The organism is Granulibacter bethesdensis (assembly GCF_001889525.1).
Lineage (GTDB): Bacteria > Pseudomonadota > Alphaproteobacteria > Acetobacterales > Acetobacteraceae > Granulibacter > Granulibacter bethesdensis_C.
Genome location: NZ_CP018192.1, coordinates 418,652 through 430,490 on the forward strand (window position 1 = coordinate 418,652; position 11,839 = coordinate 430,490).

Consider the following 11,839-nt stretch of genomic DNA (forward strand, 5'->3'; position numbering starts at 1 on the left):
TTTTCTCATGCCCTCCCGTCACGTGCCGCTGCTTGCCCGTTATGCCGAATCCCTGTTCTGGATGGCCCGTTATCTGGAACGTGTGGAAAATCTGGCCCGTCTGATTGATGTCATCCAGAACTTCGAAAGTCCGGGACGGGAAACGGAATCCTGGTACAGCCTGATCTGCATCAATGGGGACGAGGCCAATTTCCGCGAGAGCGGTTTGCAATCCGATGCTGAAGGCATCAAGCGTTTCTACCTTTTATCACCTGATAATCCGACCAGCATGCAGGCCAGCATCGAGGCAGCCCGGACCAATGCGCGGGCTTTGAGGCCATTGATCAGCACGGAAATGTGGCTTCAGCTCAATATGTTCCATCGCGACGTCATGGCGATCCGTGACAGTGACCTGGAGGGGGATCATCTCTCACGTCTTTGCACCCGTCTGAAGGAAGGAGTGCAGGCACATACGGGAATTACCGAAGGCACGTTCTTTCGTGATGAAGGATGGCATTTCTATCAGTTGGGACGGCAGATCGAACGGGCTGACCAGTCTACCCGCCTGCTGGATATTAAATATAATCTGTTGATGCCCAAAAACCTGGAGGAGCGGCGGGTTAAGGAACTGACGCAGTGGATGGCTATATTGCGTGCTGCAGCCGGGTATCATGCATTCCGGCGCATTTCTTCGCCTTCATTTCTGCCGGGTGATATTGTCGCCTTTCTGCTGAATGACACGTCTTTTCCGCGTAGCGTTGCGGTCTGTGTTTTGCAGATCGAATGGCATGTGACCCAGCTTCGTCGCCAATATGGGTTGAAGGGGACAGCACCTGCATTGGAACAGGTCGAGACCCTGCGTGATTGCGTGATGGTGCCATCCATCGCTGATATTCTGGCCAGCGGACTGCATGATTTTCTGGATGGATTACAGGATGGGCTGAGCAACCTTTCCTTCGAGATCGGGCAGGCATTTTTCCGGGATTGGCCGCCCCGTTTAACCGAGGAGCCGACCGTGCCTGCTTCGCAGAGCCAGATGCAGACTCAAAAATAGTCCCCGCGTTTACCTCCGATGTGGGCGGAAACCTGCCCAGCCATTGGCGGCGTCGTATAGATAGTCATATCCGTTGAGGAAGTGCACACCGGTATTGACAAAGATCGGTCGCTGCTCATGTCCGTCGGTGCGGCCTTCAACCAGTATCACGGCAGAGGGGGTCATCAGGCCGGGATCCCCGGTGATGAAGCTGTATTGTGCGGCTGAGTCTCCTGCTGTGATCGTGACAGGGGTTCCGGTGGCCAACTCTTCCCCGTTGCGGGAGAGATCAGACAGCCAACTGACGGGAACCGTCGCGAACATGCGTGTGACGCCGGTATCCATCAGCAGGGTGCCGCCGCATGCAGGCGAATGAGAGGCGACGCCGATACAGGCCGGGATTGGTCCCCACTCGCCCTCAATATTGGAATGGGGCAGTCTGACCAGGGAAAATCCCCTTTTAGCCAGGGTCATCTCACCACCAGACGGCAAGCCTATCCGAACCGAACGGAAGGTGATGACGTAGCCGGGCGTGCCTGTATCGCCCACCATCCCGGGGGAGGGATTGAGGAATGGATTGTGAGAGGGGCCACTCTGTTGCTGGTGGTCGCCTTCGCGGGCAAATCCGATTCCCAGCATGGCGACGTGGCGAGGATGATCGCTTGGCGTACAGCTGCGGGCTGTCGGCTGACAGGCGATGTGCGTGACGGCCAACACGGGGATCGGGGAGGAGATAAATTGATGCCCGTGTGCGCCGGTTACGGTCACGCGCGTCAGTACCCACCGCCCGATCATGATGCGGCCTGAGCTGCTGTAGGTCAGTTCGGCTGGCCCCAGATCGCGCACTGTTGCATTCTCCGGCAGGGCTGTCGCACTGATCACGACGCCGGTCGACCCGGTATCCATGACGGCCTGCATCCGGACACCCCCCACCGAGACAAACAGAGAGGGCGACTCTCTCCGTGCCTCTCCCGGTGGTGGATTGTTCAGGAATGTCAGCTCTACACTGCCATCGTTATTGTTTGTGAAGCGTTCGGAATGGCCTGTATGAGGTGCGCAGGAGGCCGCAATGAGCGCTGTGCAGGCAGTTGTCACGCGTGCCAGCCATAATAAAGCAGCCTGCCTGCTTGCGTGGTGCTGATCGATCGACATGGACCGTGACCTTGCGCTGAAGAAACCGATCCTCAAATAACGGAGGCAACCCGTATTGCGTTGGTGCCGCCTTTCAGACCCAGCGGAATACCGGCGGTCACCACGATTTCCTCGCCAACGGAGGCAAATCCTTCCGACTGTGCATGTCGTATGGCGCGGCTGACCGTATCGGTCATGGATTGGGTGGGTGGTGTGACCACTGCATGTACTCCCCAGGCCACGGCGAGACGACGGGCCGTGTTTTCCTCGGTCGTCAGGCCGATCACCGGGCATTCCGGGCGTTCCCGGGCTACGCGCAGGGCGGTGCGTCCACTGGCGGTGTAGGCGGCGATGGCGCGGGCCTGAATGGTCTGTGCAATCTGCCGGGCCGCGGTGGCAATGGCATCGGCGGTTTTCGGCTCGGGCGCGGGGCGGTTGGAGTCGGTAATGGCGCGCCAGCCCGCATCGCGCTCTACGCGGGCAACGATTCGGTCCATGATGTTGACGGCTTCATACGGAAATTGCCCGGCGGCGGTCTCCGCCGAGAGCATCACCGCATCCGCGCCATCAAACACGGCGGTGGCGACGTCGGAGGCTTCGGCGCGGGTCGGGGCGGGCGCATTGATCATGCTTTCCAGCATCTGTGTTGCCACGACCACGGGCAGACCCAGTTTCCGGGCGGCGCGGATGATGTTTTTCTGCGCCAGCGGCACTTCTTCCGGCGGGAGTTCAACGCCCAGATCGCCACGCGCCACCATCACTGCGTCGGAGGCTTCCAGAATGCCTTCGAGGTTTTCCAGCGCCTGCGGCTTTTCCATTTTTGTCATGATCCAGGCGCGGTCGCCAATCAGGGCACGCGCTTCCAGCACATCCTCGACCCGCTGCACAAAGGAGAGGCCGATATAGTCGACTCCATGGTCCAGTGCGAAAGCAAGATCGGCGCGGTCTTTCTCGGTCAGGGCGGGAATCGGCAGCACCACATCCGGTACGTTCACACCCTTGCGGTCTGAGAGCGGACCACCGACCAGCACGGTGCATTCCAGATGATCACCCCGGTTGCGGTCCACATGCAGCCGCAGCTTGCCGTCATCCAGTAGCAGGGTGGTGCCGTAGGTCGCAGCCTCGATAATTTCCTTGTGGGGCAGCTGCACCCGTTCGCGATCCCCGGGGGTCGGACTGAGATCGAGACGGAATTTCTGTCCTGTCTGAAGATGCGCCCTTCCACCGCCGAACATGCCGACACGAAGCTTTGGCCCCTGTACGTCTGCCAGAATGCCGATGGGGCGGCGCATTTCGGCCTCCAGCTCCCGGATCGCACGAATGCGCTCGGCGTGATCGCTGTGGGAGCCGTGGCTGAAATTGATGCGGAACACATCGGCCCCGGCCTGAAACAGGCGGGCCAGCATCTCGGGCGAGGAGCTGGCCGGTCCAATGGTCGCGACGATCTTGGTACGCCGCTGGCGGCGGAGACGGGAACGAATGGCCATTGATTTGATCCGGCGTAGTTTTTTGCAATGGTGGTTGGCGGGACCGGTGGTGACTGAGTTTGTCACCACCGGTCTGATACTCAAAGGATAACGATGGCCCGAATGTCGTTGACGTTGGTCAGGGTGGCGCCGGTTTTGATCAGATCACCGACCGCATCGAACAGCGAGTAGCTGTCATGGCCATCGAGGAAGGCGCGGGGATCGAGTCCTTTCGCCTGGGCGCGGGCGAGCGTATCGGGGGTCACGATGGCCCCGGCGGCATCCTCGGTTCCGTCGATACCGTCCGTATCGCCTGCCACGGCATAGATGTTGCTGGCGCCGTTCAGGGTCAGCGCCAGGCTCAGCAGGAATTCGGTATTGCGTCCACCGCGTCCGGCGCTTTGTCCCTTGGCGATAGTCACGGTGGTTTCACCACCGGATAGGAGCACGGCAGGGGCTTTGAGTGGATAGCCATGTTGACGGACGCTCTGGGCGATTCCGGCCAGCAGGGTACCGGCGACATGGCTTTCACCTTCCAGACTGTCGCCGAGGATCAGCGGGGTCAGCCCTTCGGCACGGGCGGCGGCGGCGGCGGCCTCCAGCGCCATCAGCGGTGCTGCGATCATGCGGAAATCGCCTTTCGGCTGAGCCGGTTTGGCTGCTGCGGCACGGTCCAGCAGCGCGGAGACTTCCGGAGGAACCTCGATCCTGTAACGCTTCAGAATAGCCTTGGCATCCTCGGCGGTGGTTGGATCGGGGACGGTCGGTCCGCTGGCGATCACGGCGGGCTCGTCGCCCGGGACGTCGCTGATGCCCAGTGTGATGACCCGCGCCGGAGCTGCGGCCGCAGCCAGACGGCCACCCTTGATACCGGAAAGCTGACGGCGCACCGCGTTCATTTCGCTGATCGTAGCGCCGGAGCGCAGCAGGGCACGGTTGATATCCTGCTTGTGGGCGATGGTCAGCCCTTCACCCGGCAGCACCATCAGGGAGGAGCCGCCTCCGGAAATCAGCGCGATCACCATATCATCTTCGGTCAGCCCGGACACGGTCTCCAGAATACGGCGTGCAGCGGCTTCGCTGCGTGCGTCGGGAACGGGGTGGGAGGCTTCCAGAACGTCGATACGCTGTGTCGGGCAGGTATGTCCGTCCCGCGTGACCACGACGCCGGACAGGTCCACATCGGGCCATGCGTTTTCAAGCGCTGCCGCCATCGCTGCCGCCGACTTGCCGGCACCGACAACGATGCAGCGCCCGCGCGGCTTTTCGGGCAGATGCGCGGCCAGAACCTGATGCGGATCGGCAGCCTTCACCGCGGCGGTAAAAATTGTGTTCAGCGCACGGCGGGCGCGGTCCTCGGTCCATTCCATCGTTGCTCTCCCCCTCCCGGATACCTGTATTGATCAGGTGGCCGGTGTCATGGCGTCCTGGCAGTTCTAGTCCGTCGGGTATGGCGCAGTGACCGGGGCGATGCCATCTCTGTCAGCCTGCCATAGCACCATCTGTGCCGTCCTTCTGGACTGCATGAGGAGAAAAGCCAATGCCCGTTCCCGATTTCGATGCACAAACCCGCCTTGAACTGGAAGCAGCCGCCTTTCGCAGGCTGCGTGATCATCTGCGCGAACGCAGCGATGTGCAGAATATCGATCTGATGATTCTGGCCGGATTCTGCCGCAACTGTCTCTCCCGCTGGTACAGGGAGGCCGCAGAGGAGAAAGGACTGACGCTGGCGGATGCCGATGCGCGGGAGATCGTTTACGGGATGCCTTACAAGGAATGGCAAGCCCTGCATCAGAAACCGGTGACCCCGGAGCAACAGGTCGCGTTCGAGAAGGCGCAGAAAGCACACTGACTGCAAGCCCATCTGGATGTACCGGGCTTGATCCGGTGGCCTGCGCGGGCGTATGCCCGCCGGCCTGACGGCGTGGTGCATCCGTGGGCAGCCTGCGGGATAATGACGCGCAACAGGTATCTAAGGAAGGAGCCGGGGATCATGGCCTTGGACGATACGGACAGAAAGCCGGATGACGTGAACAGTGGCGGCATCGCCGCAGACCGTCTGCGCAGCATTATTGAGCGTATCGAGCGGCTGGAAGAGGAGCGCAAAGCCCTCGGCAGTGACATCAAGGATATTTATTCCGAAGCGAAATCCGCCGGATTCGACGTCAAGGTGATTCGCCAGCTGATCCGCATTCGCAAGCAGGAACCTGCGGAAGTGGAGGAGATGGAAAGCCTGCTGGACGTTTATCGCCGCGCTCTGGGCATGTGAGACATACGCGCCTGGTGTGGGAACGGTTTGACGCCGCCGCCCGGGCGCTTAAATGCTGGAGCCTGACGAATGACAAGGATGGCTCCGCATGCGTTATCGACTTCAGTGTGTCCATACACCGGACGGGCAGGCTGTCACCGCCGGGTCCGGCAGTGATGCGGGTGGACAGCTTCCGGCATGGGATCTGTCCGATCTGTATCCCGGTCCGGACAGTCCGGCGCTGGAGGCTGATATTGCCGCGGCGACCCGCGACTCGGTCCGGTTCGCGGAGCGCTATGCCGGTCAGCTGGCCAGTCTGGACGGGGCGGGGCTGGATGAGGCCCTGCGCGACTATGAGCGGATCGAGGAAATTCTCGGACGCCTGATGTCCTACGCCCAGCTTCGCTTCAGCGAAGACAGTTCCGATCCTGAAATTGGCCGATTCTACCAGTCGATGAACGAGCGTGTGACGGGGATCAGCAGCCACCTGATCTTTTTCACGCTGGAACTGAACCGGCTGGATGACGCAACACTGGAACGGCAACTGTCCGATCCAAAGGCGGCACGGTGGCGGCCCTTCCTGCGTGATCTGCGTGTGTTCCGTCCGCATCAGCTTTCCGACGACGTCGAGAAAGCCCTGCATGAAAAGGATGTGACCGGCCATTCCGCCTGGACCCGTCTGTTCGATGAGACCATCGCCGCCATGCGCGTCACGGTGGGCGGGGAGGAACTGACGGTCAGTGCCGCGTTGAACCGCCTGTCCTCAGGCAACCGTACGATGCGGGAGGAAGCCGGAAAGGCGATCGGGGCTGCGTTCGGTGCTCAGAAACGGCTGTTCTCCTTCATCACCAACACGCTGGCGAAGGATAAGGAGATCGTCGATACGTTGCGCCATTACGAGCGTCCGGGCAGCTATCGCAACCGGGCCAATATGGTCGAGGATGAGGTGGTGGATGCGCTGGTCTCCGCCGTTCGTGCCGATTACGGGCGGCTGTCGCATCGGTATTATGCCCTGAAAGCGAAATGGCTGGGGCTGGACAAGCTCAGTCACTGGGATCGCAATGCCCCCCTGCCGGGCGATGATGACCGGGAGATTCCCTGGCCGGAGGCGAAACGCCGGGTGCTGGATGCATATGGTGCGTTCTCACCGGAGATGGCGGAGATAGGCAGCCGGTTTTTTGATCACCCATGGATTGATGCCCGTTTACTGCCGGGCAAGTCGGGCGGGGCTTTTGCACACCCGACCGTGCCTTCGGTGCATCCCTATATTCTGCTGAACTATCATGGCCGTACCCGGGACGTCATGACGCTGGCCCATGAGTTGGGACATGGGGTGCATCAGGTGGTGGCCGGGCAGGCACAGGGTTATATGCTCTCCAACACGCCGCTGACGCTGGCGGAAACGGCCTCTGTCTTCGGGGAGATGCTGACTTTCCGCGCCATGCTGGAGGCCGAGACCGATCCTGCGCGCCGCCGTCTGATGCTGGCCTCCAAGGTGGAGGATATGCTCAACACCGTGGTGCGCCAGACCGCGTTCTACGAGTTCGAGACGCGGGTGCATAACGAGCGTCGCTCCGGGGAGATCCTGCCGGAGCGGCTGGGGGAAATCTGGCGTCAGGTGCAGGTGGAAAGCCTCGGCCCGGTCTTTGACTTCACGCCGGAATATGATGTGTTCTGGGCCTATATTCCGCATTTCATCCACACGCCGTTCTATGTGTATGCCTATGCGTTCGGCGATTGTCTGGTGAATGCGCTGTATGCAGTGTTTCAGGATGGGCATCCCGATTTTCAGCAGAAATACATGGATATGTTGCGGGCCGGGGGAACGAAGCGACACCGTGAGCTGTTGGCTCCATTCGGGTTGGATGCCTCTGATCCGGCTTTCTGGAAGAAGGGGCTGGATGTGATTGCCGGCTTTATCGACGCGCTGGAGGAGAGCGCCTGATGGCGAATGACGAGCGGCGCAGCCTGTTCGGGGAGGTGCGGCGTCTTGCCCGTACCTCCGGCGCGGTTGGCGGTATCGCCGCGCGTGTGGCGGGGGAGCGCGTATTCGGTATCAAAACCGATCGTTCGGCCCATGCCGATGATCTGCGGGTGATTCTCGGCGGGCTGAAGGGACCGCTGATGAAAGTGGCGCAGTTTCTCTCCACCGTGCCGGATGCGCTTCCGGCGGAATATGCCGCGCAACTGGCGGAGTTGCAGTCCAATGCGCCGCCGATGGGGCCTGCCTTCGTGCGACGCCGGATGAGCGGTGAGCTTGGACCGGACTGGCGATCCCGCTTCGAATCGTTCTCTGAAACGGCGGCTGCGGCGGCCAGTCTGGGTCAGGTGCATCGCGCCCGGCTGCATGACGGACGCGATGTGGCCTGCAAGCTGCAATATCCGGACATGACCAGCACGGTGGAAGCCGATCTGCGTCAGCTTCGCATGGCCATGGCCGTTTACCGGCGGATGGATAACGCCATCCAGCAGGAGGATATTTACGAAGAACTCGCCGATCGTTTCCGGGAGGAACTGGATTACGAGCGTGAGGCGAAGCAGATGCGGCTTTATGCCTCACTGCTGTCCGGCACGCCGACGGTGCATGTGCCGGAGCCGGTGCCTGAACTCAGCTCCCGCCGTCTGTTGACCATGACATGGCTCAACGGGCGTCCGCTGTTGCAGCGTCTGAAGGAAGACCCGCCGCAGGAGGAGCGCAACCGCATCGCCGAAGCGCTGTTCCGGGCTTGGTACATCCCCCTTTATCGCTATGGCGTGATCCATGGCGATCCGCATCTCGGCAATTATCAGGTGACAGAGGAAGGCCACGTCAACCTGCTCGATTTCGGGGCGATCCGCGTGTTTCCGCCGCGTTTCGTGCGGGGGGTTATCGCTCTCTATGAAGCGGTGCGGGATGGCGATGACGAACGTGCCATGAACGCTTATCGCACATGGGGCTTCACCGATCTGAATAACGAAAAACTGGCCGTCCTCAATGAATGGGCGCGCTTCCTGTACGAACCTTTGATGCAGGACAGGGTGCGTCCGATTCAGGAAACCGATGATCCGAATTTCGGCCGTGCGGTGGCGGAGCGTGTGCATCAGGGGCTGAAGCGCACCGGCGGCGTGCGTCCGCCGCGTGAATTCGTGCTGATGGACCGCTCGGCGATTGGACTCGGCAGCGTGTTCCTGCGGTTGAAGGCGGAGCTGAACTGGTATCGGCTGTTTCAGGAAATGATCGAAGGCTTCTCCAGCGAGGATATGGCACGCCGTCAGGCCGAGGCGCTTGCCGCGGTCGGGTTGGAGATACGGCAGGATTGAGGCGAGGGTAACGTCTCAGCTACGGCTGGGCGGCAAGGCGGCGGCGATGTCATGGAACAGGCGTGCGGGCAGGCTGCCGCCGGTAATGTTTCGCATAGGCATTCTGTCGTCATTGCCGACCCACACCCCGATGACTGTGCGATCATCAACGCAGCCGATAAACCACGCATCACGGTAATCCTGTGTGGTTCCGGTCTTGCCACCCACCACATGCCCGGGAATGGCGGCGGCCCGGCCGGTGCCTCGCGCTACCACGGCCTGCAGCATGCGGGTCATGTCCTTTGAGACTTCCGGCGTCATCACTGCTTCCCCGACCGGGGCGGTGATCTGGATCGGGCGATGATCGGCGGTGCCTGTCTCGATGGCACGGGGTGTTACGCGATATCCGCCATTGAAAAAACTGGCATAGGCGGCGGTCATTTCCAGCAATCCAGCATCGGCTGTTCCCAATGCGATGGAGGCATTGCGGGGGAAATTATCCTCCACCCCCAGACGATGCGCGGCCTCGATCACGGCGGCGGGTCCGCCATCGCGCAGCAGCAGACGGACGGCTGCCGTATTGACGGAATGGGCCAGCGCCGTTTCCAGTGTGATGTCACCTACCGAGCCGGGTTCGTAATTGGAGGGGCTCCAGTTGCCGACCTTGATGGGGGCATCCGACACGGTATCATCCGGTTCCTCGCCATTTTCCATCGCCACCAGCCAGACGAAAGGCTTGAAGGATGAGCCGGGCTGACGCCGCATGATCGTGGCGCGGTTGAAGGAGCTGTGTCGATAATCGGCCCCGCCTACCATGGCGCGCACAGCCCCGGTGCGGGCATCCATGACCACCACGGCGGCCTCATGCACATTGGCCGCAACACCGGGGCCGGCCAGCATGGCGGTCAGGCGCGCTTCGGCAATGCTCTGGATATGGCTGTCCAGCGTCGTTCTGATGACGGCATCGGCCCCTTGCGGCAACAGGCTCTGTGCCCGTTCCGCCGCCCAGTCGGCAAACCATGGGGCTCCGGTCGGGGCTTGCTGACGGAAAGAGATTTTTGCGGTTTCGGCGCTCGCCTGCGCGGCGGTTAGTACGTGGGTTTCCACCATGGCCTGAAGAACTTCCCGGGTTCTTGCAATGGCGGCGGCGGGATCGACCCGTGGGTTAAACCGGGATGGTGCGCGCGGTAATCCGGCCAGCATGGCAGCCTGCCAGATGTTCAGATGACGGGCGGAGATGCCGAAATAGACATGCGCCGCCGCATCCACCCCCCATGCGCCCGCACCGAGATAGACGCGGTTGAGCCATATTTCGAGAATTTCCTGCCGCGTGAAATGCTCGGACAGCCATATGGTCAGCATGAGTTCCTGCACCTTCCGGCGCAGGGTGCGCTCGTTGGACAGGAACAGGGTTTTTGCTACCTGCTGGGTAATGGTGGAACCACCCTGCCGCAGACGGCCGGAGCTGAGATTGACCCATATTGCCCGGGCGATACCGATCGGGTCGATGGCGCCATGGGACCAAAAGCGGCGGTCTTCCACGGAAACGGCTGCATCCTGCATGGCGCGGGGCATGTCGCCCAGACGCAGGCTTTCCCCTACCACATCGCCATAGGTGGCGAAGGTCAGCCCTTCCTGATCGCGCAGGATCAGGCTGGGTCGGCGGGGCGCATCAAGTGCTTCCTCGGGACGCGGCAGATCCCAGGCGAAATAGACCAGAAACACCGCCGCTGTGAGACCACCCCAGATCAGGACCATGATCCCCCAGCGCAGCCAGCGCCATTTTTTCCGGTTGGAAACCGTTTCTTTCGCAGTCTCTCCCTTGCGCCGGGAGGAGGGGGGAGGGGAAGAAGGCCGCCGCTTTGCACGACCCGGCGGCGGGCCACGGCGGATGAAGTCTGGATCCTGTACGGCGTCCTGATCCGCCCGATATCGGGCATCCGGGCGGGCGGTACGGCTACGGGGCTGGTCCTGACGCGGCATGAGGGGCGTATGGATGAACCCGCGTTGTGCGGGCGTCAACAGTCGTGGCAGGCCGGGCTGTACCGATGCAGGTACCACAGCAGCCGGCAAAACAGACCTCATGGCTGATGAAATGGGTACATGGTCCTTGCAGTGGCAGGGAGCCGACGTTACGCACGCCTCCATCATGATCCAGTTGCGGTCCTTGTTCCGCCCGCCCCGCATCCGTCAGTACCGGCTGTCTCTCCGGCTGATGCAAGGTGTACTGACGCGGGCGCTGGTAATTCTGGTCATCGTGGGAATGCTGGCGCAGATGGCGCTGATGGCATTGTCCCGTCCCGGCGAGGTCCCGAGGGCCGCGTTGGAGCGTCTGACCGGACTGTTGCTGACCGATCCGGTGAATGTGCCGGCAGATGCCTCGTTGGGGGAAGGTGACTGCCTTGATGCTTCCCACAAGGCGGATATGTCTGTCACGGTGCCGCATGAACTGATGGTGCACATGCATCATGGGGGGCATGAGCAACGGGACCATGACCAACCGGGGCATGATCAGCATCAGGCCTGCTCCATCTGTGTGTTTCTGGCCATGGCAGCAGCATTGCTGGTCATGCCCGTGTTGCCCCCACTCTCTTCCGGCATATGGGTGCGCATTATCCGGCGCGTCATGCAGCCACGGGCACCACCCGGTTCGGTGTGGCTGTCCGCCTATGCACGAGGCCCTCCTGTCCCTGTCTGAAAGCG

Annotated in this window: 10 protein-coding genes; 6 read left to right on the plus strand and 4 right to left on the minus strand. The window is 61.6% G+C overall.

The window, feature by feature from the left end; genetic code table 11:
• Window positions 1-7: 7 nt before the first annotated feature.
• The gene (locus GbCGDNIH6_RS01920) at window positions 8-1,033 is read left to right on the plus strand and encodes an alpha-E domain-containing protein (protein ID WP_072562659.1); all 1,026 of its coding nucleotides are present in this window, start codon (window positions 8-10) and stop codon (window positions 1,031-1,033) included.
• Window positions 1,034-1,042: 9 nt separating this feature from the next.
• On the opposite strand, the gene GbCGDNIH6_RS01925 is transcribed toward GbCGDNIH6_RS01920, so the two are convergent.
• The 3 genes from GbCGDNIH6_RS01925 to GbCGDNIH6_RS01935 all read right to left on the minus strand — a co-directional run bounded on the left by GbCGDNIH6_RS01925 (window position 1,043) and on the right by GbCGDNIH6_RS01935 (window position 4,979).
• Entirely contained in the window at window positions 1,043-2,164 is a 1,122-nt protein-coding gene (locus GbCGDNIH6_RS01925) for a hypothetical protein (protein WP_081369915.1), read from the minus strand.
• Window positions 2,165-2,196: 32 nt separating this feature from the next.
• Window positions 2,197-3,630: a pyruvate kinase gene (pyk, locus tag GbCGDNIH6_RS01930; protein WP_172822999.1), complete on the minus strand. Its 1,434-nt coding sequence runs from the start codon at window positions 3,628-3,630 to the stop codon at window positions 2,197-2,199.
• Window positions 3,631-3,710: 80 nt separating this feature from the next.
• The gene (locus GbCGDNIH6_RS01935) at window positions 3,711-4,979 is read right to left on the minus strand and encodes a glycerate kinase type-2 family protein (RefSeq protein WP_072562660.1); all 1,269 of its coding nucleotides are present in this window, start codon (window positions 4,977-4,979) and stop codon (window positions 3,711-3,713) included.
• Between the two features lie 170 nt (window positions 4,980-5,149).
• Between GbCGDNIH6_RS01935 and GbCGDNIH6_RS01940 the strand changes: the two genes are divergently transcribed.
• From GbCGDNIH6_RS01940 to GbCGDNIH6_RS01955, 4 genes are all read left to right on the plus strand, one after another.
• On the plus strand, window positions 5,150-5,461 hold the full coding sequence (locus GbCGDNIH6_RS01940) for a DUF1244 domain-containing protein (protein WP_072562661.1): 312 nt from the start codon (window positions 5,150-5,152) through the stop codon (window positions 5,459-5,461).
• Window positions 5,462-5,602: 141 nt separating this feature from the next.
• The gene (locus GbCGDNIH6_RS01945; protein ID WP_025285929.1) at window positions 5,603-5,878 is read left to right on the plus strand and encodes a DUF2312 domain-containing protein; all 276 of its coding nucleotides are present in this window, start codon (window positions 5,603-5,605) and stop codon (window positions 5,876-5,878) included.
• Between the two features lie 88 nt (window positions 5,879-5,966).
• Window positions 5,967-7,802, plus strand: a complete 1,836-nt coding sequence (locus GbCGDNIH6_RS01950; RefSeq protein ID WP_072562662.1) for a M3 family oligoendopeptidase — start codon at window positions 5,967-5,969, stop codon at window positions 7,800-7,802.
• Window positions 7,802-9,157 (plus strand): ABC1 kinase family protein, encoded by a 1,356-nt coding sequence (locus GbCGDNIH6_RS01955; protein ID WP_072562663.1) that lies wholly within the window; start codon window positions 7,802-7,804, stop codon window positions 9,155-9,157. The genes GbCGDNIH6_RS01950 and GbCGDNIH6_RS01955 overlap by 1 nt, the downstream gene beginning before the upstream one ends.
• Window positions 9,158-9,172: 15 nt before the next feature.
• On the opposite strand, the gene GbCGDNIH6_RS01960 is transcribed toward GbCGDNIH6_RS01955, so the two are convergent.
• Window positions 9,173-11,221 (minus strand): transglycosylase domain-containing protein, encoded by a 2,049-nt coding sequence (locus GbCGDNIH6_RS01960; RefSeq protein ID WP_232449904.1) that lies wholly within the window; start codon window positions 11,219-11,221, stop codon window positions 9,173-9,175.
• On the opposite strand from GbCGDNIH6_RS01960, the gene GbCGDNIH6_RS01965 reads away from it, so the two are divergent.
• Window positions 11,220-11,834 carry a hypothetical protein gene (locus tag GbCGDNIH6_RS01965; RefSeq protein ID WP_198355844.1) on the plus strand — a complete coding sequence of 205 codons (615 nt, stop codon included), beginning with the start codon at window positions 11,220-11,222 and terminating at the stop codon, window positions 11,832-11,834. The genes GbCGDNIH6_RS01960 and GbCGDNIH6_RS01965 overlap by 2 nt on opposite strands.
• Window positions 11,835-11,839: the final 5 nt, after the last annotated feature.

What these genes read in the sequence shown, in the direction of transcription:
- pyk (WP_172822999.1), bottom strand. Translation starts at nt 3,630, where the DNA reads ATGGCCATTCGTTCCCGTCTCCGCCGCCAGCGGCGTACCAAGATCGTC.
- GbCGDNIH6_RS01935 (WP_072562660.1), bottom strand. Translation starts at nt 4,979, where the DNA reads ATGGAATGGACCGAGGACCGCGCCCGCCGTGCGCTGAACACAATTTTT.
- GbCGDNIH6_RS01945 (WP_025285929.1), top strand. Translation starts at nt 5,603, where the DNA reads ATGGCCTTGGACGATACGGACAGAAAGCCGGATGACGTGAACAGTGGC.
- GbCGDNIH6_RS01940 (WP_072562661.1), top strand. Translation starts at nt 5,150, where the DNA reads ATGCCCGTTCCCGATTTCGATGCACAAACCCGCCTTGAACTGGAAGCA.
- GbCGDNIH6_RS01925 (WP_081369915.1), bottom strand. Translation starts at nt 2,164, where the DNA reads ATGTCGATCGATCAGCACCACGCAAGCAGGCAGGCTGCTTTATTATGG.
- GbCGDNIH6_RS01965 (WP_198355844.1), top strand. Translation starts at nt 11,220, where the DNA reads ATGGCTGATGAAATGGGTACATGGTCCTTGCAGTGGCAGGGAGCCGAC.
- GbCGDNIH6_RS01950 (WP_072562662.1), top strand. Translation starts at nt 5,967, where the DNA reads ATGCGTTATCGACTTCAGTGTGTCCATACACCGGACGGGCAGGCTGTC.
- GbCGDNIH6_RS01960 (WP_232449904.1), bottom strand. Translation starts at nt 11,221, where the DNA reads ATGAGGTCTGTTTTGCCGGCTGCTGTGGTACCTGCATCGGTACAGCCC.
- GbCGDNIH6_RS01920 (WP_072562659.1), top strand. Translation starts at nt 8, where the DNA reads ATGCCCTCCCGTCACGTGCCGCTGCTTGCCCGTTATGCCGAATCCCTG.
- GbCGDNIH6_RS01955 (WP_072562663.1), top strand. Translation starts at nt 7,802, where the DNA reads ATGGCGAATGACGAGCGGCGCAGCCTGTTCGGGGAGGTGCGGCGTCTT.